The organism is Gordonia aurantiaca (assembly GCF_039939235.1).
Classification (GTDB): domain Bacteria; phylum Actinomycetota; class Actinomycetes; order Mycobacteriales; family Mycobacteriaceae; genus Gordonia.
In genome coordinates this window covers 499573-523400 of record NZ_JBDUUF010000001.1, presented here as the reverse complement: position 1 = coordinate 523400, position 23828 = coordinate 499573, and the positions used below count along the sequence as shown (strand labels likewise).

Here is a 23828-nt window from a genome sequence, read left to right as displayed (position 1 = left end):
GGAGGACACGACATGGCCGAGTACGCAGCCCCGTCCGGGGCGCCGATCTGGTTCGACCTGACGAGCAGCGACACCGCGAAGGCGGAGCGCTTCTACGGCGAGATCTTCGGCTGGGAAGCGGAGGCGCCCGACGAGCAGATGGGCGGCTACCGCAACTTCACACGGAACGGCCGGCGCGTCGCCGGACTGAGCCCGGTGATCGAGGGAGCCGGCGGACCGTCCGATGTCTGGGCGGTCTATCTCCACACCGAGAACGCCGCGGCCACCGCGCAGGCCGTGGAGGTGGCCGGCGGCAGCGTCATGTTCCCGCCGATGGAGATAGGGGCCGAGGGCACGATGATGGTCGCGGTCGATCCCGCGGGCGCCGCCATCGGATTCTGGCAGCCGAACCAGCACACCGGCTACTCCGAGTACGGCGTCCACGGCACCCCGTACTGGTTCGAGACACACTCCAAGGATTTCGCGAAGTCGGTCGATTTCTACACGAAGGTCCTCGGCGCACGTATCGAGGAGGTCGGTACCGGCGGCGATCCCGACGCAGTGGGCCCCGACCGCTACGCTCAGATCTTCTTCGGCGAGATGTCCTACGCCGGGATCATGGACTCGGCCTCGATGTACCCGGCCGAGGTGCCGTCGTTCTGGCAGGTCTACATCACCGTCGACGACGTCGCGGCGACGGTGAAGCAGGTGGAGTCACTCGGCGGGGAGATCCTCATGCCCGGCGAGGAGACGCCGTACGGCACCCTCGCCGCGATCAAGGATCCGACTGGCGCGCAGATCTGCCTGGGACATCCGCCGGCAGGGATGTGAGGCCGGCGATCGGTAGAAGTCATCGGCGCCATATCCCGCTGACTTCTACCGATTCCGCGCTACTCGTCCTCCGGCGGGTACTCGTCGGGGTCGTCGAGGCCGGCCGGGATGGACTGCTCGACCAGGTCGGCAGGGTCCACCTCGAGGCCGGGCGTCGGGATCTCGTCCACGACGGGTGCCTCGGGGTCCAGGTCGGACGGATCGACCGGGATCGTCTGTTCGGCGATGTCCGCATCATTCGCGGCATCGATGGTCCAGGGTTCCTCGGCTGCCATCACGACTCCTTCGGTGCGACTCCATCGGGTTTGATGCTCGGCACCATCGGTCCGAGCTCGACCTTCTGGTGTGCCATCGATGGTAGGAGCGGAACCGGGTGCGTCAACCGTCTTCGGCTGACCTGCGGGGAAGGTCTGCCGCGAGGTCGACCCCGTGTGCACCGGCGTTGAGGAGCCGGTGGGCGTCAGGGTTCCCGTCGAGGGTCCGGCTGGTGCGGCGTGCGACCTTCCAGCCGGCGTCGGTGCGCACGAACCGCCAGTGGTGGGCGGTGGCCCGCAGCACGCGGAAGCCCTTGCCATCGACGGCGACCACCAGCAGCGAGTGACTGGCGGCGAGGGCCTCGTCACCGTGCAGGTTCACGTGCACCGCGCCCTGCAGGTGGGTGCAGCCGCGTGCGATCAGTCCCTGGTGCGCCTCCGAGCGGACCATGGCGACAATGTCGTCACGCCCCTCCATGTACAGGCCGTCGACGTCGTAGACGCCGTCCGGGGTCCACAGCTGCGCAACCGCGTCGGCGTCGCCGCTGTCGACGAGCGGTCCGTAAGCGGTGACGAGCCGGGTGATCTCCCGTTCGTCCGCGAGCGTGGCGACCGTGGCCTCGAGCCGGGCGATCCTGTCCTCCAGAGATCCCATCCGTCACCCCTTCACCGTGGCGCCGTCTTCTCCGTGGGCCGGAGCCCCGCCAGGTCGGCGAGGCGACGCAGCTTGTGGACGTAGTCGTCGGCCGACGACGCCCGGAGGGTCACGCCGACGATCGTGGCACCGGCCTGCCTCGTCTTCTCCAGTGCGTAGCCCGCCGTGTCGGCGTCGGTCGGGTCGAGCGGCCCCGCCGGGAGCACGACCTCGAAACCGTCGGGCAGCGACACCGAATCGAGCATCTCGGCGAGCTGCCTGCGTCCCAGGCCGAACGGCACCCATCCATCGCCGAGTTCCACTGCACGCCGCAGCGACCGCATCGAGCGCCCGCCCACCCAGATAGGGACGTGATCCTGCACCGCATGGGGTTCGACGAGCATCCCGTCATACCGGTACGCGGAACCCTCATATTCGGGCTCGGGCACCGACAACGACGCGCGCAACGCCCGGAGGGCGTCGTCGGCCAGGGCACCGCGACCGGCGAACTCGGCGCCGAGCAACTCGAATTCCTCACGGAGAGAACCGACTCCGACACCGAGAGTCACCCGTCCCCCGCTGACGGCGTCGAGGGTGCCGTATCGCTTGGCGATCTCCAGCGGATGGTGGTAGCCGAGCACCAGAACCTGCGTGACGAACCGGATTCGCCGGGTGCGTGCGGCCAGGAAACCGAAGGTCGACAGCGGGTCCCAGTAGGTGCCGCCGCGTTGTGCGGCGACCCCGGTGGGCACGGCGACGTGTTCGCTGCAGGTCAGGTACTCGAAGCCGAGTTCCTCTGCGGCAACCGCGATGTCGGCCAGTTCGGCGATTCCCGCGCTCGCCTCCCAGCCGCCGGCGACGCCGGGCAGCCGGGTGACGATCGGGCTGGTGAGGCCGAGGCGCAGAGAACTCAACGGGCAGCGTCCGCCTTCTGCGGGAACAGCTTCGCCATCGCCTCGTGCTGGGCGAGGATCAGGCCCCGCCGGTCGGGGCCGTTGATCTTCTCGGCGCGCCGCGCGTTGCCGCCGGTGATCCAGACCGGACCGTCGGCGAGGTGCTCGAGCCCCTCCCGTGCGACGTCGTCGGGTTCGTCGGCCTTGAACGCTCCGCCGAAGTTCAGCCCGGCACGTTCCATCGCCGGGGTGCGCGTGACGCCGAGGACGAGTTCGAGGACGTCGACCCCGTGCTCCCGCAGTTCCAGCCACAGCGACTCGGCGAAGACCCGCCCGAAGGCCTTGACCCCGCCGTAGACCGACAGGTGACGACCACCGAGGTAGCCGCTCATCGAACCGACCAGCAGCAGCCCGCCCCGTCCCCGATCCTTCAACCGGCGGCCGAAGTGCTGGACGAGCGCGAGTTGCGCGGTGATGTTGAGGTCGATGACCTTCTGGAACCCCGCGAGGTCGCCGTCGACGAAGTCGGCGCCGTAGGTGTTGGCCCCGGCGTTGTAGATCAGAAGGCCGACGTCGAGATCCTCGGTCGCCGAGACGATCTCATCGATCGCCGCCGGCTCGGTCAGGTCGAGCGAGAGGGTCGCCGCCTGCACTCCCCTGGCCCGTACCGCCTCCGCGGTCTCCTGCAGGGGTCCCGGCTTGCGGGCGATGAGCACGACGTTGACGCCGGCGTCGGCGAGCTGGTGGGCGAACGACGCACCCACCCCTTCCGAACCGCCGGCGATCACCGCCCACGGGCCGTACCTGCCCGGATCGAACCCCGTCGACTCCCCCGACGTGAGCTCAGACCCCGGCATTCGCGTCTTGCTTCTTCTTCAGCTCGAGCGCGATGTCGATGAGCTGGTCCTCTTGGCCGCCGACCAGCTTGCGGTTGCCGGCCTCGATGAGGATGTCCGCCGCGGAGACGCCGTACCGCTCCGCGTGGCTCTCGGCGTGCTTGAGGAACGAGCTGTAGCAGCCCGCGTAGCCCATCATCATCGACGGACGGTCAACCAGGCACTCGGTCGGCATCGCCGGGCGGACGACGTCCTGCGCCGCGTCGGCGATCTTCATGAAGTCGATGCCGGTCTTGATGCCGAGCTTGTCGCACACGCCGACGAGGGCCTCGGTCGGGGTGTTGCCCGCACCGGCGCCGAAGCGGCGGACCGAACCGTCGATCTGCTGGGCGCCCGCGCGGATCGCGTGGATGGAGTTGGCGATCGCGATGTCGAGGTTCTCGTGGCCGTGGAAGCCGATCTGCGCGTCGTCGCCGAGCTCGGCACGCAGCGCCTCCACCCGCAGTGTCACGTCCTCGAGGACGAGGGCGCCCGCGGAGTCGACCACGTAGACGCACTGGCAGCCGGCGTCGGCCATGATGCGGCCCTGCTTGGCGATGACCTCCGGCGGCTGGCTGTGGCTCATCATGAGGAAGCCGACGGTCTCGAGGCCGAGGTCGCGGGCGAGGCCGAAGTGCTGGATCGACACGTCCGCCTCGGTGCAGTGGGTGGCGATGCGGCAGATCTGGCCGCCGTTGTCCTGCGCGGCGCGGATGTCGTCCTTGGTGCCGAGGCCCGGGAGCATGAGGAAGGCGATCTTGGCGCGCTTGGCGGTGTCCGCCGCGGCCGCGATGAGCTGCTGCTCCGGGGTCTTGGAGAAGCCGTAGTTGAACGACGAGCCGCCGAGTCCGTCACCGTGGGTCACCTCGATGACCGGCACGCCGGCCTCGTCGAGGGCGCCGACGATCGCGCGCACCTCTTCCTCGGTGAACTGGTGCCGCTTGTGGTGGCTGCCGTCGCGCAGCGACGAGTCGGTGACGCGGATGTCGAGTTCGTCGGAGAACTTGCGCGCGTTCGCCATCAGCTTCGGGTCGTGCTGCCTGGGGGCGACGTTGGTGCTCATGCGGGGACTCCCAACTTCTTCTTGGCGAGTTCTTCGCCGACCTTGGTGGCGGCGGCGGTCATGATGTCGAGGTTTCCGGCGTAGGGCGGCAGGAAGTCCCCCGCGCCCTCGACCTCCACGAAGATGGACACGCGGGCGAAACCGCCGTTGATGACGCTCGGCGGGTCGAACTGCGGCTCCTGCAGCAGCCGGTAACCCGGCACGTACTCCTGGATCTCCTTCTCCCGCTTGTGGATCGACTCGGCGATCGCGTCGGTGTCGGCATCCTCGGGGATCGCGCAGAAGATGGTGTCGCGCATGATCATCGGCGGGTCGGCCGGGTTCAGGATGATGATGGCCTTGCCGCGGTCGGCACCGCCGATCGTCTCGATGCCCTTCGACGTGGTGCGGGTGAACTCGTCGATGTTCGCGCGGGTGCCCGGACCCGCCGACACGGATGCGACCGATGCGACGATCTCCGCGTACGGAACCGGGACGACCGAACTGACCGCGTGCACCATCGGGATGGTGGCCTGGCCGCCGCACGTGATCATGTTGGTGTTGGGGGCGTCGAGGTGCTCACGCAGGTTCGCCGGCGGGACCACTGCGGGTCCGACCGCGGCCGGGGTGAGGTCGATGGCGGTGATCCCCGCCGCCTCGTACTTGGGCGCGTACTCGCGGTGCACGTAGGCCGAGGTCGCCTCGAAGATGAGGTCGGGCTTCTCCTGCGAGGCGAGGAGTTCGTCCGCGCCGCCGCTCATGGTGATGAGGCCGTGGTCGGCGGCGCGCTTCATCCCCTCGGAGTCGGGATCGATACCGACCATCCATCGCGGATCGATGACCTCCGAACGCTCCAGCTTGTACATCAGATCGGTGCCGATGTTGCCCGATCCGATGATCGCCGCGGTCAGCTTTGCCGCCACGTGAACCCTCCTTGTGCTCGTGAAAAGTCTGGTGAATCAGGTGAAATCGAGAGTGACCGAGCCGAGTCCGGCGAACTCGGCGACGAAGTGGTCCCCGGAGGCGATGTCGATGGCCCGGGTCGCGGTGCCCGGCAGGATGACGTCGCCCTTGCGCAGCCGCACCCCGAAGCCGTCGACCTTGCGCGCCAGCCACGACACCGCGTTGAGCGGATGACCCAGCACCGCCGAGGAGTTGCCCTTCGCGACGATCTCGCCGTTGCGGTGCAGCACCGCGTCGATGTCGCCGGTGTCGATCTCGCTGATCGGCACACGCTCCTTGCCGAGGATCCAGCCGCACGACGACGCGTTGTCGGCGATCGTGTCGCACAGCGTGATCTTCCAGTCCTTGATGCGCGAGTCGATGAGCTCGATCGCCGGGACCACCCACTCGACCGCCGCGATGACGTCCTCGTTGGTGCAGCCCTCGCCCGGCAGGTCCTCGCCGAGGATGAACCCGACCTCGACCTCGACGCGCGGGAAGCACAGCTTCTTCGCGTCGATCGGGGTGTCCTCGAAGTACTGCATCTCGTCGAGGAGGTGCCCGTAGTCGGGCTCGTCGACCCCCATCATCTTCTGCATCGCCTCGGAGGCGAGGCCGACCTTGTGCCCGGCCACCTTCGCGCCGGCGTCGAGCCGCTTGCGGATGTTGATCAGCTGGATCTCGTAGGCATCGACCACGTCGAGGTCGGGATGGGAGTCGGTGGGACGGTCGATCGCCGTCGCCGTCTGCTCCGCGTTCCACAGATCTGCGGCGATCTGCTCTCGAACCTGCTGGTCAACCGCCATGGATTCCTCGCCTTCCGAAAGTGAACGTGTTCTAGTTTAGAACAGGTTCCAGTATTGCGACACCGGCTGTCCGCCGACCGGTCGTCGATCCCCCGTGATTGCACTACGAACACCCCGCACGCCGGGACGCGCCGTCCGTTCAGCGGGAGCGTCGGTCACACCGCGGCGTCGACGTCGGCCCCCAGGTAGGCGGCCTCGATTCGCGACGGGTCGGCCCGCAGCGCCTCGGCGGAGTCGTCGATGACGACCGAGCCGTGCACCAGCACGCTCGCCCGGTCGGCCACGCCGAGCGCGAGGTGGACGTGCTGTTCCACCAGCACGACGCTCATCTCGGTCTCACGGCTCAGCCGACGCAGCACCGCGAGGATCTCGTCGACGATCACGGGGGCGAGCCCCATGCTCAGCTCGTCGATGAGGAGGACCTTCGGGCGCTGGACGATCGCGCGCCCGATCGCGAGCATCTGCTGCTCGCCGCCGGAGAGCCGGCCCGCGTCGACGTGCAGGCGCTTCTCCAGCGACGGGAAGTATTCGATCACCTCGTCGACCGCGGCGGCCCGCCGCGACCGCTGCCGGACCGCCAGGCGGAGGTTCTGCACGGTCGGCAACTGGCGGAACAGCGCACGGTCGTCGGGAACCAGCACCATTCCCGCGGTGATGGCCGCGCGCGGGTTGCCGCCGGGAACGGCCACCCCGCCGACCTCGACCTCGCCGGCGCACCGGGGCAGCATGCCCGCGAGTGCGAGCAGGAGCGTGGTCTTGCCCGCGCCGTTCGGACCGAGCAGACACCGGATCTCGCCCGGTTCGACCGACAGGTCGACGTCCCGGACACACGGACGCTGCTTGACGTAGCCGGTCGTCAGCCCGTCGACCTTCAGCACGCTCACGACATGACCTCCTGTGCTCTCGCGGTGTCGGCATCGGGTTCGGCTGCGGCCTCGACCGGCATGCCCAGGTACGCGCGGATCACCGCGTCGTCGTTGCGGATCTCGTCCGGGGTTCCGGTCGCGATGACCTTTCCGAGGTCGAGGACCACGACCCGGTCGCAGATGGTGAGGACCAGATCCATGTCGTGGTCGACCATCAGGATCGAGATGCCCGAGTCGCGCGCCTGCCGCAGGCGTTCGCCGAGCCACTGGCTCTCGCCCGAGTCGAGGCCCGCCGCGGGCTCGTCGAGGAGCGCGATCGCCGGCGAGGCCGCCATCACGCGTGCCACCGACACGAGCTGCCGCCGGCCCTGCGACAGGGTCGCGACCTCGGCGTCGGCCATGTCGTCGAGTCCCACCATGTGCAGGACCTGTTCCACGCGACGGCTCACCGGCACGTCGGACCGCGACCGGCTGGCGCCGACGGTGACGTTCTCCGCCACCGAGAGATCGTCGTAGAGTTCGACGTCCTGGAAGCTTCGTCCCAGGCCGGCCCGGCTGCGCAGGTGGGGTCCGAGCGTGCTGATCGCCTTGCCCTCCAGGGACACCGTGCCCGTCGACGGGGCGAAGCCCGTGACCGCGTCGATCACCGTGGTCTTCCCGGCGCCGTTGGGGCCGATCAGGCCGACGATCTCGCCGGGATACACGTCGAAGGTGACCCCCTCGGCCGCGACGACGGCGCCGTAACGGACGCCCACGTTCTGGACGGCCAGCACGGGTGTGCTGCGGTCCCCGGCAGCAACCGGAGCGACCGCCTGTGGGGTCTCCTCCGTCCCGGCGGCCGCCGAACGACGACCGAAGGGCAGTGCAGGCCAAGGGATGTGGGGCAACCGGCTCGCGATGCCGTCCGGGTTGACCATCACCGAGACGATCAACAGCACCCCGCTGAGCAGCGTGTAGTACTCGCCGATGTTCGCGAACCGGTCGAGGACGATGTAGAGCAGGCCGCCGGGTGCCATGATGCCGGCCAGGATGCCGCCGGTGATCGAGGTGATGCCCGCGATGTACATGATCGCGAACAGGCTGATCCCGAGGAAGACGGTGAACGACTCGGCCGTGGCCAGCGATTGCTGGTACCCGAGGAGCGAGCCGCCCAGTCCGGCGATGAAGGCACCGATGGCGAACGCGGCCAGCTTGGTCCGCGAGACGTCGATACCGGTTGCGGCGGCGGAGCGTTCGTTGGCGCGCACGGCGAGCATGTCGGTGCCCAGGGTGCTCCGGCGCAGCCAGGCGACGCCGAGTCCGACCACGACGAGCACGATCAGGCTGAGGATGCCGAAGGCGCTGCGCGGATGGTCCTCGCCCGCGCCGATGCCGAGTTCGATCCCGAAGATGCGCGGGGAGTCGATCGGGGAGCCGGAGAAGCCGCCGTTGAAGGACGGGTTGCGGAACCAGAAGGCCTCGCAGAAGACGGCCAGCGCCAGGGTCACGACGGTGAGCGGCAGACCGCGCACGCGCAGCGCCGGCAGGCCCACGACGACGCCCAGCACGGTGGCGCACACCGCCGCGAGGATCGGCGCGAACGGGAACGGTATGCCGAGATGGGTGTTGAGCGACGACAGCGAGTAGGCGCCCACGCCGGCGAGGGTCAGCTGCGCCAGCGACACCTGTCCCGCATAGCCGGTGACGACGACCTGCGACAGCGCCACGACGCCGAAGATGATGCTGGTGATGACCGCGGCCCGGTAGCTGCCGCTGGTGGTCAGGAGGGCGATCACCGCGACCGCCACCGACAGCAGTACCGGCACGGCGATCCGTTCGGGGCGTGGCGCGCGGCCGAGGGCCTGTCGCGTCACGGCCCCGCGGTCGGGCAGCGGCCGCCCCTTGAGGACGAGGAAGCCGAGGATCAGGATCAGCGGAACCGCCTCGGAGAGACCGGTCTGCGGTAGCCAGTCGATGGTGTTCTGCAGATTCGTGGCCTCCGATTGCAGCGCGCCGATGGCGATGCCCGCGATCACGGTCAGCCAGATGGACGAGAAGTTGCCGACCAGGGTGGCGGCGAGCGCCGGGACGATGAACATGGTGTAGGCCACCGGGTTCAGCGAGACCATCGGCGAGATCAGGATGCCGCCCAGGCCGGCCAGCACCGACGACAGCGCCCAGTTGGCGAGCGCGATCCGGTCCGGGGACAGGCCGGTCAGGTAGGCGCCCTTCTCGGACTCCGCGGCGGCCTCGGTGGCGACGCCGAAGCGGGTGTGGCGGAAGGCGATCGTGGTCACGACCGCGAGTCCGATGATGCAGCCCGCCAGCCACAGGCGGTCGGTGGGCGCGACGGTGTCGCCGATCGAGATCGACTTCACCGGGAAGATGGGCTCCACCAAGGGGATCTGCGTGCCGACCCGCTGTGCGATCAGGGCCTGCAGCACGATCATCAGGCCGATCGACGCGACCGCCTTCGCGACCACCGAGGCGTTGCGCATCGGGCGGAAGATCAGCACGTAGCAGAGCATGCCGAGCACCGCCGCGATCGCGAGCGCGATGCCCATGGCCGGGAACACCCCAAGAGGCCCACCGAGGTCGACCGTCTTGGGGAGTCCCGGAATCGGGACCATCAACTCCCCCGTCCTGAGCAGGACATAGGTGTACGCGGTGTAGAGCGCGATGGCGCCGGTCGCGAAGTTCACGACGCCCGAACTCTTGAACGTCATCACGAGCGCGAGCCCGATCGCCGCGTACACCGCCCCGTTGCCGAGTCCGAGTACGAGATAGGAGAGATGGTCTGTCATGTCAAATCCTCTGTGCCGTCGGCTTTCTTATGCGGACGGCTTCTGGCCGGCGAGCTTCAGGTCGACCGGGACGCCGTCATCGTTGAGCGGACCGTAGAGCATCTGCGACGAGCACAGCGACGGCATCTGCGGGAACGCGGTGCCGTTGCAGGTGAACGTGATCCCGCCGCCGGCCGGCATCTCGACGTCCTTGGACGTCTTGAGCGCCTCGGCGATCGAGGCCGCGTTGACCTCGCCCTGGATGTTGTCGGCAGCGCGGACCAGACCCAGCAGGACCTGGTAGCCCGACGATCCGGCGCCGGTCACCGACAGCTCGGGAGCGTATTCGGTGATGACGGTGCGGTAGAGAACCGAATCAGGCTGATCCGACAGGTAATCGGTCGCGGTGATGCCGATGTTGCCCTTGATCGCGTCCATGCCGACGACCTTGGTGACGTTCGGGTCCAGGCAGGTCGGGATGAGCAGCTTCTTGACGTCGGGAGCCTGGGTCTGGACCGACTTGAGCACGGAGGCGCAGGTCGCCGCGTCGGCGATGACGCTGATGCCGTCCGGCTTCTTCGACAGACCGGCGGTCACCATCGGGCTCGGGTCCGGCACGCCGAGCGGGATCGGCGTGACCTCGAGCTCGACGCCGAGCGCCTGGAAGATCGGCGCGCCCATCTGCGTGACGATCGAGCCCATGCCGCCGCCGTCACTGGCGAAGATGGTGACCTTGCCGAGTCCGGCGTCCTTCGCCGCGGTCGCGGTGGTGGTCAGCGAGCCCGGCAGGCCGGCCGAGAGAGCGGCCACCGCAGGATTGGTGAGCTCGGCCGCCGACACCGCGTTCAGGGTGACGTAGGGGATCTTGGCCCCGGTGATCACCGGTGCGACGACCTCGCCCATCGAGGTGCCGGGCGTGACGACCGCCGCGACCTTCTTCTCGACGAGTTCGTTCGCGCACTTGGTCGCCGAGGTCGGCTCCTCCTGCTGCTTGCACACCACCAGCTCGACCGGACGGCCGGCCAGGCCGCCGGCGTTCTCGTTCACATACTTGACCGCGGCCTCAGCACCCTCGCGGTACTCCGGGATCGACACCGCCGCACCGCCTTCGGGCGAGAGGAAGCCGATCTTGACGGGTTCGCCCTGCGCAGCGTCGCCGGGCAGAGACGTCGTCGACGCCGTCGACCCGCTGCTGTCCGAGGAATCGTCACCGCCACACGCAGTGAGGCCCAGCGTGCCGAACATGGCCACGGCGCTCAGGCCGGCAATGGCTCGTCGATGACGAGTCAGACCACCGAGTTTCATTTCAGGTACTCCTTCACAAGAACCGCGAGGCCAGGTGCCCGGACATCCATCCGACGCATCGAGCCGCCCGCGTGATTCGCATCACCCTTTGGTGCGAGCAGTGAATTATGAGCGGACGCCGAGCAGCCTTGGAGACGGCAGTTCCCGGTGACCGGGACATCGGTGCGGGAAGCCGGGTCCGGTGTCCCACGATCCGCGAGTGGAACCCGCCGGCCGACCGGCGGCGGTCCACGCCGTCCCCCTCACCCAGCCCTCGAGGAGATCCCGATGAGCGATGCCACCACGACCCCGGCCACCCCTACCGCCGCGACCCCACCCGTGACCGCAGTTCCCGATCCGCTCGCGCCGGCACGCCTCGGTCCGATCGAGATGCGGAACCGGATCATCAAGTCCGCGACGTTCGAGGGGGCCACCCCGAACGCCCTCGTCAGCGACCGGCTCGTCGACTTCCACGTCGCGGTCGGCCGCGGCGGCGTCGGCATGACCACGGTCGCCTATCTGGCCGTCGCCCCGGAGGGCCGCACGGAGCGCGACCAGATCTACTGGCGTCCTGAGGCTCTCGCCGGTCTGCAGCGTCTGACCGACGCCGTCCACGCCACCGGCGCCAAGGTCTCGGCGCAGATCGGTCACGCGGGTCCGGTGGCCAACTCGCGCTCGACCGGCCTGCCGTCGATCGCGCCGTCCACCCGCCCCAACCCCCTCGCGATGGGCCTCGACCGGGCCGCGACCGAAGACGACATCGCCCGGGTGATCGCGGCACACGCCGACGCCGCGCGGTATGCGATCGAGGTCGGCTTCGACGCGGTGGAGATCCACCTGGGCCACAACTACCTGGCCAGCTCGTTCCTCAGTCCGAACATCAACCGGCGCAAGGATTCCTGGGGCGGCTCGCTGGCCCACCGCGCCGAGTTCGCCCGACGGGTCGTCGCCGCCGTCGGCGAGGCCGTCGACGGCCGCATCGCGGTGATCGCGAAGATGAACATGGCCGACGGCGTGCCCGGCGGGCTCTGGCTCGACGAGTCCCTGCAGTTCGCGCAGATGCTCGAGGCCGACGGACATCTCGATGCGCTCGAACTCACCGGCGGATCGTCGTTGCTGAACCCCATGTACCTGTTCCGCGGCGACGTCCCGGTCCGCGCGATGGCCGAGACCCAGACCGGCATCGTCAAGGTCGGCATGAAGATGTTCGGAAACCTCGTGTTCAAGCACTACCCCTACGAGCGGCTCTACTTCCGCGATCACGCCCGGCAGTTCCGCGACGCCCTCGACATGCCGCTGATCCTCCTCGGCGGCATCACCGACCACGACGCGATGACGACCGCCATGCGGGACGGCTTCGAGTACGTCGCGATGGCACGGGCGCTTCTCCGCGAGCCGGACCTGATCAACCGCATCCGGCAGGACCTGGAGACGACCTCGTTGTGCATCCACTGCAATCTCTGCGCGGCGAGCATCTTCACCGGCACCCGCTGCCCACTGGTGGTCGAGCGGCCGAACGCCAAGACCGGGACACGCTGATCACGATTTGGTGATCCGGTTCACATCTCGGCCGGAGTGTGGCATATTCCTAATCGAAATAGCCACGTTCCTAATCGAAATAGGCACGTCAGGCCGTTGCATGAGAACAGGAGTCATCGGCATGTCGATCACCCAGGAGTACGCGGACACCGGCACCTCCAGCACCCCGAGCGCCATCCTCGACCGGTTGACGCTGATCCTGGACGCATTCGAGGGGCGGGACCGGCTCAGCCTCTCCGAGATCGTCTTGCGGACCGGGCTCCCGCGCTCCTCGGCGCACCGCATGCTGGAGCGGCTCGTCTCCCTGAGGTGGCTCAGCCGCGAGGGGCGCAGCTACAGCCTCGGCATCCGGCTGGTCGAGCTCGGCTCCCTCGCCGTCCATCAGGACCGCGTCCACGCGGCGGCGAGGGACCACCTGCATCACCTGTACCGGACCACGGGCATGGTGGTGCACCTGGCCGTCCTCGACGGCGACGACGTGGTGTACCTGGAGAAGATCGGCGGGCGCCTGTCCGCACTCGTGCCGACGCGGATCGGAGGACGGCGGGACGCCCGGACCTCGGCGCTCGGCCGCGCGCTGCTCGCCTACAACGGCGTCCGGATCCCCGGCCACGAATCGATCCTGGAGCGCGGGATCGCCTTCGAGCGCAACGAGTCCGTGAACGGATTCGGTTGTGTCGCCGCGCCGATCGGCCCGGTGGGTGAGTCGACGACCGCGGTCTCGGTGTGCGGCCCACTGCGCGAGCTGCGGTTCGATTCGACGATGATCACCCCGGTCCGCCTCACCGCCGGCGCGATCTGGCGGAGCATGTGCGACGGCACCCGGGTCACGCCCACCCTCCAGCGCCGCAACCTGATGAGGTCGCTGCCCACCGCGACACGCGTGCTCGCAGAAGGATGAGAACGGCGGGCCGAGGGTCCGCCGAGGTCCCGTACCGACAGGAGTCCGCCCGACGCCCGGGCGGACTCCTGTCCGTTCGCACGATTCCGGTCAGCCCTGCTCGGAGTCCTCGGGGACCGAACGCCAGGCCCCGGGGTCGCGCGGCACGGGGAGGCCGAGCGGGTCGCGCTCGGCAGACTCCGCGAATCGCGCTGCGGCCGAATCGATCTCGTCCAGCAACTCCTCGGCCAGCGTGATCTCGGCCTCGTAGTAGCGCTTTGCCCACCGCAGGCTCATCTGCGAGAAGGCCCACCCCGGTTCCCCTTCGGAGTGTTCGGCGTGCTGGGCGGCGCGTTCGGCGGCATCCCGGAGATTGTCGACATGCGCCCGGACGATCCGCTTCAGCTCCTCCGGATCGTGCAGATGCCCCATGTACAGGCGGAGCATCACACCGTGTTTCAGAACGGGCATGTCGACCTCGTCACGACTCGACCACGACCGCAGCGCCTCGACACCTCGCTCGGTGATCGCGTAGACGCGACGCCCCCGGACCCCGCCGTCGGCAACCTTTCGCGAGGTCACCAGCGAATGTTCCTCGAGCTTCTTCAGCTCGGCGTAGACCTGGCTGACCGAGGGGCTCCAGTAGAAGAACCCGATGCTCCAGTCCGCCCACTTCTTGAGGTCGTTGCCGGTGAGTTCCTCACCGAACGACAGCATGCCGAGTACCGCCCAGCTCGTGGCCGGCAGATTCGGGATCGATTCGGCGCTCACGCGGCGAGACTATCAACGCCCGCGGGTCACCGGGGGTGGCGATCTCCCGACCACCGGGAATGTCGGAGACCGTTTCCGCCGGTCGGGCGATAGCGTCGTCGACATGACCGACCGAACCATCTTCGTCGTCGATCAGGTCGTCCTCAAGCCCGGTGCCGCACGTGAATTCGTCGCCGCGTACCTGAGCGAATACGCACCTGCGGCCACCCGGCGGGGCCTCACCCTCGATCGCATACTCGTGACGCCACCCGTCTGGCTCGACGACGACACCAACACCGTGACCGCGACCTGGTCGGTACCGGGCACCCGGGCCTGGTGGCAGGCCGCGGTCGCCGCCCGCCACGACCCGGCGCCGTCGGAGTGGTGGGCGCAGATGGCACCGATGATCGTCGAGCGGACCAGGACGATGGCCGCCGACGCCGCCGACGTGGAAGGGCTGTGCGATGTATGAGGTGACCAGGCTGATCGACGTGTCTCCGCTCGACGAGCCGACACTGGACGCCGTCGCCGCGCGCATCGCCGCCGCGGCCGACGCCACGGGCGCGGAGGCCGCCCTGGTGTCGCCCACGCTTCCCGGCGTGCGCAACGGGGGTCACCTCGTGGCCCACCTGCAGTTCGACTCGGAGGATCGGTGGATCGAGTCGCGGGCCGCGTTCGACCGCGCGACATCGCAGGAGCCGGTAGTCCGGGTCAACTCCGTCGAGTACCACGGCAGCCCTCACCGGCCCGGTGCCGTGGGCCGGCGCGCGATGGGCAACCCCGGCGCGGTGTACCGCACCCTCCTCCTGCGCGTGGACGATTCGGCCACGCCCGACGAGGTGGACCGGTTCGAGCGGGCCCTGCTGCGGATGCCGCGATATGTCGACGCGATCCAGGCATGGCGCCTGAGCCGGGTGGCCGTCGCCGGCGGGGATTCGCGGTGGACGCACGTGTGGGAGCAGGAGTACGCCGACGTCGACGGCCTCCTCGGGCCGTACATGAATCACCCGATCCACTGGGCGTCGGTCGACCCGTTCTTCGATCCCGAGAACCCGGTGTGCCTGGTGACCGAGCGCGTCTGCCACAGCTTCTGCACCACCGACCGGCCCCTCATCGAGCCGGCCTCCCTCCCGACGGAGTCGGCCCAGGTATGACCCTCCCGATGGAGTCGGCCCGGGTATGACCCCACCGACGGGGTCGGCCCGGGGTGCCCGGTGGGCGGGGCGCGCCCCGGCCCACCGGGGGGTGCGGGTCAGCGCTGCAGGAACGCGAGAACCACCGATTCCCAGGCCTTCTGCTGCTCGATCATCACCCAGTGCCCGCAGTTGGGGAAGATGTGGATCTCCCCGGAGACCAGCGTCCGCATCGGGATGATCGACATGTCCACGGGACTGACCCGGTCGTCGCGTCCCCAGGTGATGAGTGTCGGGACCGTGAGCTTGCGCAGGTTCGCCCACCCCGGCGTGACGTCCGGGTTGCGCATCGCCGCGCTCATCCGCTCGAGCGCCGCCGAGCCGTACATGGCGCGCGAACTCGCCAGGGTCTCGGGATCGGTGGCCTGTGTCCACCGCTCCTCGATCAGCTCCTCGGTGATCAGCGAGCGGTCGCAGACCATCGAGTGCAGCCACGCGACCAAGGACTCCCGGGTCGGGTTCTCGACGAACTCGGACAGGCGCACGATCCCCTCCGAGGGCGCCGGACCGAACAGGTTGGTCCCGGCACCGCCCACCGTGACGAGCCGGTCGACCCGTTCCGGTTGTGCGAGGGCGAAATCGGTCGCGATGAATCCGCCCATCGAGTTGCCGATGATCCGGACCCGGTCGATGCCGAGACCGTCCAGGAACGCCCGCACGGCGGTCTGCGCCGACATCATCGGGTGAGCGGCCCCGAAGCCGTCGCTCACACCGAACCCGGGCAGTTCCAGGACGAGGGTCCGGAAGTGTTCCGCCAGGGCGGGAACGTTCCCGCGGAAGTTGCGCCAGCCGGTGACCCCCGGCCCGGAACCGTGGAGCAGCAGCAGCGGTTCTCCCTCACCGGCCTCGCGGTAGCGGAGAACTCCGTTCTCCGTGGGCAATTCGAGAAGTGGCGGGATGTTCTGGGTGTTCGTCTCGGTCGTCATCCCTCGAGCGTGCCATCGTCGGCGTGCGACGGCTCCCGGCGTTCCCGTTCACCGGACGCGCGGCGTCCTCGCGGCCGCCGACCGCGCTCAGTGCAGGCGCGGAAGCCGTTCTCCCCGGGGGAGTTCCAGCTCGGTGACGACGAGCTCTCCGTCGCGGACCGCATCGTCGATGGTGGCGCGCAACTGCGCGCATCCGCCCGAGTACGAGCCGAGGCCCTGCTCGTCGCGGGCGGCGGCGATGAAGGGGCATTCGCGGGCGTCGAAGGTCCATTCGATCGAGGTGTGGGCCTCGCTGAACTTCTCCACGCGGACCCCGCGGCCGCATCCCTTGCAGGTGAGCGGCGTCATCGTCATCGGCGCACCTCCGCCCGATCGGTGGCGATCCTGCCGTACCCGCCGCGGAAGAACAGGAGCGGATCGCGGTCGAAGGCCTCGAGGTGCCGGACCCGCGCCACGACGATCGTGTGGTCGCCCGCTTCGTGCTCGTCGGCGAGCTCGGCCTCGATCCAGGCGAGGCCGCCGGCCAGGATGGGCGCACCCCCGGGAGAGTGATCCCAGCTCAGTCCGCGGAACTTGTCCGCCCCCTTGGTCGCGAGCCGGCGACACACCTCTTCCTGGTCCTCGGCGAGGATGTTGATGGAGAAGCGGGGGATCTGCCGGACGAGCGGCCAGGACGTGCTGGCCTTCCCCACGCAGAAGGCGACGAGCGGCGGGTCCAGCGACACCGAGGTGAACGAGTTGGCGGCGAGGCCGACCGGTGCGCCGGTGTCGGCTTGGATGCCCGTCACGGCGACGACGCCCGTCGCGAAATGTCCGAGCACCCGCCGCATGTGCTGTCCGTCGATGGCGTCGGCCGCCGTCACGCCGATCTCCTCTCCGTCCGGTCGAGCCTGCCCGCGGAGTCGAGTGCCGCGATGTAGCCGTAGACCAGACCCTGGCCGATGGTCGCCCCGGCGCCGGGATAGGTGGACCCGAACGCGTTGGCGGCGGTGTTGCCGATCGCGTACAGCCCGTCGATGGTCGACCCGTCTTCGCGGAGGACCCGCCCGCGCTCGTCGGCGTTCAGGCCGCCGCACGTCCCGAGGTCACTGAGGACCATGCGAACCGCGTAGAGCGAATCACCCTGCAGGGCACGAAGGTTGGGATTGGGAACCACGGTCGGGTCGCCGTAGTAGCGGTCGTAGGCACTCGCCCCGCGACCAAAGTCGTGGTCGATGCCCAGGACCGCACCGGCGTTGAAGGACTCGAACGTGGCCGCGAAGGCCTGCTCGTCGACGCCCATCCGACGCGCCAGCTCGCGCGGGTCGCTCGCCTTGACCGCGATGCCGTTGTCGTACCACTCCTGCGGCAGCGGCTGCCGCGGGAACAGGGAGCCGGCGAGCACATAGCTGTTGCGGTACTTCTGGTCGAAGACCAGCCACATGTCGCCGACGGGATCGCCGTTGCGCTCGCGCTCGAGAACCCGCTGGCCGAAGCTCATGTAGTCCATCGCCTCGTTGACGAAGCGGCGGCCGGACGAGTCGACGATGAACGACCCCGGCAGCGACCGGTCGGCGAGGAGCACCGCCGGGGCGCCCCCGGGCACCGCGGCCACCGCGGGGAACCACCAGGCCTGGTCCATGGAGGAGACCCCGGCACCCACCTCCTGGCCGATCCGGATGGCATCGCCGGTGTTCGCCGCGCATCCCAGGCTCGCGTCGTCGGGCAGGGACTCGGACTGGAACTCTCGGCGCATCGCCATGTCGTGGTCGAAGCCGCCGGCCGCGAGCACCACGCCCCGCCGCGCGTTGACCCGGGTCGGCACCCCGTCACGCTCCACGACCGCGCCCGTCACCCGACCGCCGTCGGTGACGAGACCGACGAGCGGCGCGCTCGTCCACACCGGGATGCCGGCGCGGAGGACGCCTGCGAACAACCCGGCGGCCAGCGCCTGCCCGCCGGCGGCGTACTCGCGCTTGACGGCCATCCCGCCGAGACCGATCCCCAGTGCCTTCATCACCCGCCATCCGGACTTGCGGGGGGCCCGTGTCAGCAGGTTGAGCCACTTGTAGTCCGCGCCGGTGATGGGCACCGGCAACGGCGCCTCCATCAGTCCGGGACGCAGGCGGGCACGTTCGGCACCGAGCTGCGCGACGTCGAACGGGACGCACTCGCAGGTCCGGCCCATCGCCGAACCGCCCGGCTTCTCCGGGTGGTAATCGGAGTAGCCGCGCGCCCACATGAACTTCATCGGCGTCGTCCGGGACAGCATCGCGATGGCCGCCGCACCGTGCTCGAGGAACGATGCCCCCCGCTCCTGCGGCGCGCTGCCGTCGACGACCGAACGGATGTACGTCGCGGCGTCGGCCACGGTGTCCCCCGGCTGCAACCGGGCGAGCACCGGGTTGCCCGGCACCCAGAAGGCGCCGCCGGACCGTGCCAGGGAGCCTCCGACGTACTCCGACTTCTCCACGACCAGGGTCGACAGCCCCTCCTCGTGCGCGGCCAGCGCCGCCGCCAGCCCGGTGCCCGACCCTACGACGAGCAGGTCGACGTCGACGTCGGCGCTCGTCGCTGTGCCGGTGAGGTCGTCGTTGCCGGATGCCGTCACGCCTTCTCCCCTGACTTGTTCGCCGGCACGAAGACCATGTCGGCGGGGTCGGGCTCGCGCATCATGGTCCAGTAGTCGACCAGCCGCCACGGGCACGGCACGATGGGCCGGCCCTGGCTGTTGCGGTAGTAGCTGTTCACCTGGCCGCCCGGGTGTGCCCAGACCGTCTCGTCCAGCGCCTCGTCGACCTTCGCGTTGTACTCGTCGAGCGCGTCCTGGCGCACATCCATGGAGGCGTGGTCGTTCTCCAGCAGGTACTGCAGGCACTCGACGATGTAGTGGACCTGTTCCTCGCTGGTGATGTTGTGTCCGGCACCGTGATTCGGCGCCGAGTTCGGGCCGGAGGTCACGAAGAGGTTCGGGAACCCGGACACCTGGACGCCCTTGTACGCACGCGGGTCCTCGCCACCGGACCACACGTCGGCGAGCTTGCGGCCGTCGCGTCCGACGATGTCGATGCGGGTGGTGAACTCGAGCTTGAACCCGGTCGCGAGGATGATGACGTCCGCGGGGACGAACTCCCCCGTGGTCAGGTACACGCCCTCCGGCGTGACCCGCTCGAAGGACGCGCGGTGCAGGGCCACGTGTTCGCGCTTGAGCGCCGCGTAGAAGCCCGGGTCCTTGACGATCCGCTTGGCGTAGGGGCGGAAGTCCGGGGTCAGCTTCTCGATGAGATCGGGGCGGTCGCCGAAGCTGTCGTGCAGGTACTTCTGCGCGTTCTTCAGGACCATGTCGTTCTCGCGCGACGCGGAGAAGTGCTCCGCGGCCCACTCCGGGTCGACCCTGGGGAGCCGGTAGAGGTTGTCCGAGGCGAACCAGTACGAACGCAGCCGGAACCACTCGTTGAAGAACGGGAGGTGCTCGAGCGCCCAGCGCTGCCCCTCGGGGACGTCGTGGACCACGGTCCGCTCCGGCACGATCCAGTGCGGGGTCCGTACGACCACGTCGAGGGCCGTCACCTTGTCGACGATGCTGGCGACCACCTGCACCGAGGTGCACCCGGTGCCCAGCACGATGACCCGTTTGCCGGTGAGGTCCAGGTCGGTGTCCCACTCGGCGGTGTGGATCACCCGTCCCGCGAATTCGTCGAGGCCGGGGACGTCGGGGATGTTGGCGGAGTTCAGCATCCCCAGCGCCGAGACGACCGCCTTGGCACGGTGGTGCTCGACCACGCCGGCGGCGTCGCGGGTGACCACGTCCCAGACCTGGTCCTCCTCGGACCAGGACATCTCCAGCACCGAGGTCTGCAGCCGGATGTGCTCACGCAGCCCGTACTTCTCGACGACGTCGAGGAGGTACTGCTGGTACTCCTCGCCCGTCGGGTAGTACCGCGACCAGTGCGGGTTCAGCTCGAACGAGTAGGAGTAATAGTGGCTCGGGGTGTCGACCGCCGCGCCCGGGTAGGTGTTGCGGGTCCAGGTCCCGCCGATCTCGTCGCGGGCCTCGAAGACGGTGTAGTTGAAGCCCGCCTCGCCGAGCTTGATGGCTGCGTTGATGCCGGTCATGCCGGCGCCGATGACGATGACCTCGAAGTCCGTGGGCGGCGTGACGGTGACCGGGACGTGCCGCTCGTCGGTGACGAAACCGGCCTGCTCGAGCAGCAGCGGGATGAACTCCTCGTCCACCTCCTGGGAGGTGGCGACCCGCGCCATCCGCGCGAACAGCTCGGGTGCGGGCACACCGAGCCCCGGCTGCGCGTCGGGGTCCGCGTCGGCGAGCAGTTCGGCCGCGCGGGCGCGGATGTCGGCGATCACGTCCTCCGGGTACTGCCCGGGCGGCAGCGCGCCCGGCACCGGGGCCGCGTAATGCGTTCCGGGACGGGAGTATTCGAGACGGTCCGCGAACTCGTCGAGCAATGTGGAGTCGCCGGTCAGGTGGACCAGCGACATCAGCAGCGGCGCCGGGTCGCACTCGGCGAGGATCTGTCGCAGGCCTTCTGCGGTGAGGACGTCGCCGGCCCCGGCGCTCACGCCCGGTCCACCGGTCATCGTGTCGGTCATCGTCTGCCTTCCGGAAGTGGCACACCCATCCGGGTGAGCATCTCTCGTGGGTCTGAGGGGGGACGCAACTCGGTCAACTGCGCTCCGCGGCGTCGCGCCGCGGCCGAGCAGATCTCGTCGTCGGAGTGAATCCAGAAGTGTCCCTGGGCGATCTGTTCGATCATGTGCTCTGCGGCGACGAGCGGGTCCATCCCCTTGGTGACGTTGTCCCGCTGCATCGCGTCGAAGACCGCGTTCGCGGTCGGGTTGGTCGAGGGGGCCTCGCGCTGCGCCGCGAGGAAGATCTCGCTGCGCACCGAGTGCGGGATCACCGCGCTCACCTGGATCGGGGCATCTGTCAGCGAGAGGTCCTGGTACAGGCATTCGGTCATGGCGAGCACCGCGTGTTTGCTGACGATGTACGGGCTCTGCACGGCGACGCAGTTGAGGCCGCCCACCGAGGAGAGGTTTGCGATGCACGCCGGGGTGCCGGCGTCGATCATCCGCGGCACGAAGGCCTTGAGGCAGTAGAACACCCCGTCGACGTTCACCTGCATCACGCGGTGCCAGCGCGCCTCGTCGATCTCCCACAGCAACCCGGCGGACTCGATGCCGGCGTTGTTGACGAGCAGCTCGACGCTGCCGTGCCGGTCGAACACGGCCGCGGCCAGTGCCTCGACGTCCTCCGACCGACTCACGTCCAGGCCGAACGCCTCGGCACGGCCGCCGGCCGCCTCGATGTCGCCGGCTACCGACTCGGCCCGCCCGGCGTCGATGTCGGCCACCACGACCGTCATCCCGAGTGACCCCAGATGACGGACCAGGCCCTCGCCGATCCCCGCGGCCGCCCCGGTGACGACCGCGGTGCCCTCCGAAAAGCGCCCTTGTGCAGCACTACCCATGAGATCCGACCTCGCCTTTCGTCTAGAGCCCGGTGGGCCGGATGTTCGGGTTGGCCCACGCCGGCGGCTCGAGCGGCGGCAACTCGTCCCGGCCGTCGAGCGTGCGCACGGCCGTCTTCGTCGCCCACGGGTAGTGGAGGCTGAACGCCACCAACCCCGTGCGCTCGGCGGCGGGCTCGGTGCACATCTCCAGGACGGTCTGCGCGAGGTACTCGACCGGCTCGGTCTCGTAGCCCTCCGGCAACAGGGACGCCGCCCCCGGGGTCATGATCGCCGTCGACGGGCCGACCGCGTTCACCGCGATGTTGTCGTCGAGCACCTCGGCGGCGAGCCCCTGCGTGAACCGGTGCTGGGCCGCCTTCGCGGACGCGTAGATCACGTCGCCGGAGGTCTTGTTGTACTCGCGGAACGGCCGGATGGGACTCAGCCCGGTGGACGACCCGATGTTGACGATCCAGCCCGCGCCATTGCGGCGCATGTGCGGTATGGCCTTCTGCGACAGGAAGACCGGAACCTTCAGGTAGTGCTCCAACGTCCGGTCGAAGGTCTCCTCGCTCATCTTCTCGATGCTGCTGTAGTCGGCGAACCCCGCGTTGTTCACGAGGATGTCGATGGTGCCCGCGGCCTCCACGACGGCGTCGACGAGCCCGTCCCGTTCCGCCGGGTTCTCGAGGTCCGCGGGGATGGCGATGGCGCGGCCCCCGGCCTCCTCGATGAGTGCGACGGTCTCGGCGAGCGTTCCGGACAGCTGGTGTGTCTCACCGTCGCGGACGGAGACCGCCGGCGCGCTCGCCGACCGCGCGCTGACCGCGACCGTCGCGCCCTCTGCGGCCAGCCTGCGGGCGATCGCCCGGCCGATGCCCCGGCTGCTGCCGGTGACCAGGGCGACCTTGCCCTCGAGTCGTTGTGTCATGACCACCTCGGTGTCGTCGTTCGGGTTGTCGTCGCTTCGGATGTCGCTCTCACGCGAGGATCTCGGAGGCCATCTGCCAGACCTTCTGCCGGGCAGGAGGCGTCAGCGACAACTGGGGAAAGGTCAAGAAGCCGTGGAACAGACCGTCGAACCGGTGCGCGATGACCCGCACGCCGGCGTCGGACAGTGCGCGCGCGTAGTCCTCGCCGGACGAACACGGCGGATCGAGCTCGGCGGTGGCCACCACGGCCGGGGGAAGGCCGGCCAGCGAGTCCGCGCGCGTCGGGACGACGAGCGGATCGTCCCGGCCGCTCGGCGCGTACTGATCCCAGTACCACCTCATCGCCTTGGCCGAGTTGTAATAGCCGATGCCGTAGCGGCGATACGACTCGGTGTCGAAATCGTCGTCGATCACCGGGTAGAGCAGGATCTGGGCGCAGAGCGCGGGCCCTCCGCGGTCCCGCGCGGCGATGCTGACCGTCGCGGCGAGGTTGCCCCCGGCGCTGTCGCCGGCGACCGCGATCCGCGCCGGGTCCCCGCCGAGGTCGGCGATGTTGTCCGCCGCCCAGCAGACCGCCCGGTACACGTCCTCCATCGCCGCCGGCGCGGGGTGCTCCGGTGCCAGCCGATAGTCGACCGCGACCACGATCGCGTCGACGGCGTCGGCCATGCTGCGACAGAACTCGTCGTGACTGTCGAGATCACAGAAGACGAATCCGCCGCCGTGGGCGAACACGATCACCGGCCGGGGTCCGGCGTCGCCCGTGCCGTGCGGCACGTAGACCCGCAGGTCCAGGTCCCCGCCCGGACCGTCGATGGTCAGGTCACGAGCGGTCTTCATGTCCGGCAGGCGTGTCAGGGGCGCCCGCCGGGACACGATGATCTCGCGCAGTTCGGCGGGGTCGTGCGCGGTCACATCCGGGAATCCGGATTCGAGGACCGACAGCATCGCCTCGACATCGGGGTGCAGGTCCGGCCGCCGGACGTT

Annotated in this window: 24 protein-coding genes; 5 read left to right on the top strand and 19 right to left on the bottom strand. The window is 69.3% G+C overall.

Going from position 1 to position 23828, the window contains the following annotated elements; translation table 11 throughout:
• Positions 1-12 precede the first annotated feature (12 nt).
• Positions 13-810: a VOC family protein gene (locus ABFT43_RS02370; protein WP_347958790.1), complete on the top strand. Its 798-nt coding sequence runs from the start codon at positions 13-15 to the stop codon at positions 808-810.
• Between the two features lie 59 nt (positions 811-869).
• Here ABFT43_RS02370 and ABFT43_RS02365 read toward each other — a convergent pair whose 3' ends face one another.
• The 10 genes from ABFT43_RS02365 to ABFT43_RS02320 form a co-directional block, all read right to left on the bottom strand.
• Positions 870-1085 (bottom strand): hypothetical protein, encoded by a 216-nt coding sequence (locus ABFT43_RS02365; RefSeq protein ID WP_347958789.1) that lies wholly within the window; start codon positions 1083-1085, stop codon positions 870-872.
• 103 nt (positions 1086-1188) lie between these two features.
• On the bottom strand, positions 1189-1719 hold the full coding sequence (locus tag ABFT43_RS02360) for a nuclear transport factor 2 family protein (protein WP_347958788.1): 531 nt from the start codon (positions 1717-1719) through the stop codon (positions 1189-1191).
• Between the two features lie 11 nt (positions 1720-1730).
• Positions 1731-2603 carry an LLM class F420-dependent oxidoreductase gene (locus ABFT43_RS02355; RefSeq protein WP_347959249.1) on the bottom strand — a complete coding sequence of 291 codons (873 nt, stop codon included), beginning with the start codon at positions 2601-2603 and terminating at the stop codon, positions 1731-1733.
• Positions 2604-2608: 5 nt separating this feature from the next.
• A complete protein-coding gene (locus ABFT43_RS02350) occupies positions 2609-3448 on the bottom strand; it encodes an SDR family NAD(P)-dependent oxidoreductase (protein WP_347958787.1) in 840 nt (279 codons plus the stop codon).
• Complete coding sequence (dmpG, locus tag ABFT43_RS02345) at positions 3435-4529, bottom strand: 4-hydroxy-2-oxovalerate aldolase (RefSeq protein WP_006898970.1); 1095 nt, start codon at positions 4527-4529, stop codon at positions 3435-3437. The genes ABFT43_RS02350 and dmpG overlap by 14 nt, the downstream gene beginning before the upstream one ends.
• Complete coding sequence (locus tag ABFT43_RS02340) at positions 4526-5431, bottom strand: acetaldehyde dehydrogenase (acetylating) (protein WP_006898969.1); 906 nt, start codon at positions 5429-5431, stop codon at positions 4526-4528. Before ABFT43_RS02340 ends, dmpG begins: the two co-directional genes overlap by 4 nt.
• A gap of 36 nt (positions 5432-5467) precedes the next feature.
• Positions 5468-6256: a 2-keto-4-pentenoate hydratase gene (locus ABFT43_RS02335; RefSeq protein WP_109238196.1), complete on the bottom strand. Its 789-nt coding sequence runs from the start codon at positions 6254-6256 to the stop codon at positions 5468-5470.
• Between the two features lie 155 nt (positions 6257-6411).
• Positions 6412-7140: an ABC transporter ATP-binding protein gene (locus ABFT43_RS02330; protein WP_347958786.1), complete on the bottom strand. Its 729-nt coding sequence runs from the start codon at positions 7138-7140 to the stop codon at positions 6412-6414.
• Positions 7137-9905 (bottom strand): branched-chain amino acid ABC transporter permease/ATP-binding protein, encoded by a 2769-nt coding sequence (locus ABFT43_RS02325; protein WP_347958785.1) that lies wholly within the window; start codon positions 9903-9905, stop codon positions 7137-7139. Before ABFT43_RS02325 ends, ABFT43_RS02330 begins: the two co-directional genes overlap by 4 nt.
• A 27-nt stretch (positions 9906-9932) precedes the next feature.
• On the bottom strand, positions 9933-11189 hold the full coding sequence (locus ABFT43_RS02320) for an ABC transporter substrate-binding protein (protein ID WP_168698336.1): 1257 nt from the start codon (positions 11187-11189) through the stop codon (positions 9933-9935).
• A gap of 318 nt (positions 11190-11507) precedes the next feature.
• Between ABFT43_RS02320 and ABFT43_RS02315 the strand changes: the two genes are divergently transcribed.
• Both ABFT43_RS02315 and ABFT43_RS02310 read left to right on the top strand, forming a co-directional pair.
• Positions 11508-12707, top strand: coding sequence for an NADH:flavin oxidoreductase (locus ABFT43_RS02315; RefSeq protein WP_457590097.1), 1200 nt, complete (start codon positions 11508-11510; stop codon positions 12705-12707).
• Between the two features lie 121 nt (positions 12708-12828).
• Entirely contained in the window at positions 12829-13608 is a 780-nt protein-coding gene (locus tag ABFT43_RS02310) for an IclR family transcriptional regulator (RefSeq protein ID WP_347958783.1), read from the top strand.
• Positions 13609-13698: 90 nt separating this feature from the next.
• Here the strand turns inward: ABFT43_RS02310 and ABFT43_RS02305 are convergent, their stop codons facing one another.
• Complete coding sequence (locus tag ABFT43_RS02305; protein ID WP_347959248.1) at positions 13699-14304, bottom strand: helix-turn-helix transcriptional regulator; 606 nt, start codon at positions 14302-14304, stop codon at positions 13699-13701.
• Positions 14305-14461: 157 nt separating this feature from the next.
• Here ABFT43_RS02305 and ABFT43_RS02300 point away from each other — a divergent pair, with 157 nt between their 5' ends.
• The gene (locus tag ABFT43_RS02300) at positions 14462-14809 is read left to right on the top strand and encodes a hypothetical protein (protein WP_168700137.1); all 348 of its coding nucleotides are present in this window, start codon (positions 14462-14464) and stop codon (positions 14807-14809) included.
• Complete coding sequence (locus ABFT43_RS02295; protein ID WP_347958782.1) at positions 14802-15491, top strand: Dabb family protein; 690 nt, start codon at positions 14802-14804, stop codon at positions 15489-15491. The genes ABFT43_RS02300 and ABFT43_RS02295 overlap by 8 nt, the downstream gene beginning before the upstream one ends.
• 98 nt (positions 15492-15589) lie before the next feature.
• Here the strand turns inward: ABFT43_RS02295 and ABFT43_RS02290 are convergent, their stop codons facing one another.
• The 8 genes from ABFT43_RS02290 to ABFT43_RS02255 form a co-directional block, all read right to left on the bottom strand.
• Positions 15590-16456 (bottom strand): alpha/beta fold hydrolase, encoded by an 867-nt coding sequence (locus ABFT43_RS02290; protein ID WP_347958781.1) that lies wholly within the window; start codon positions 16454-16456, stop codon positions 15590-15592.
• A gap of 87 nt (positions 16457-16543) precedes the next feature.
• Positions 16544-16810: a hypothetical protein gene (locus ABFT43_RS02285; RefSeq protein ID WP_347958780.1), complete on the bottom strand. Its 267-nt coding sequence runs from the start codon at positions 16808-16810 to the stop codon at positions 16544-16546.
• The gene (locus ABFT43_RS02280; protein WP_347958779.1) at positions 16807-17319 is read right to left on the bottom strand and encodes a flavin reductase family protein; all 513 of its coding nucleotides are present in this window, start codon (positions 17317-17319) and stop codon (positions 16807-16809) included. Before ABFT43_RS02280 ends, ABFT43_RS02285 begins: the two co-directional genes overlap by 4 nt.
• Positions 17316-19046, bottom strand: coding sequence for a 3-ketosteroid-delta-1-dehydrogenase (locus ABFT43_RS02275; RefSeq protein WP_347958778.1), 1731 nt, complete (start codon positions 19044-19046; stop codon positions 17316-17318). The genes ABFT43_RS02280 and ABFT43_RS02275 overlap by 4 nt, the downstream gene beginning before the upstream one ends.
• Complete coding sequence (locus ABFT43_RS02270; RefSeq protein WP_347958777.1) at positions 19043-21046, bottom strand: flavin-containing monooxygenase; 2004 nt, start codon at positions 21044-21046, stop codon at positions 19043-19045. The genes ABFT43_RS02275 and ABFT43_RS02270 overlap by 4 nt, the downstream gene beginning before the upstream one ends.
• Positions 21043-21927, bottom strand: a complete 885-nt coding sequence (locus tag ABFT43_RS02265; protein WP_347958776.1) for an SDR family NAD(P)-dependent oxidoreductase — start codon at positions 21925-21927, stop codon at positions 21043-21045. Before ABFT43_RS02265 ends, ABFT43_RS02270 begins: the two co-directional genes overlap by 4 nt.
• A 22-nt stretch (positions 21928-21949) precedes the next feature.
• Complete coding sequence (locus ABFT43_RS02260; protein WP_131734882.1) at positions 21950-22840, bottom strand: SDR family NAD(P)-dependent oxidoreductase; 891 nt, start codon at positions 22838-22840, stop codon at positions 21950-21952.
• A 49-nt stretch (positions 22841-22889) separates the two neighbouring features.
• Entirely contained in the window at positions 22890-23789 is a 900-nt protein-coding gene (locus ABFT43_RS02255) for an alpha/beta hydrolase (RefSeq protein ID WP_347959247.1), read from the bottom strand.
• Positions 23790-23828: the final 39 nt, after the last annotated feature.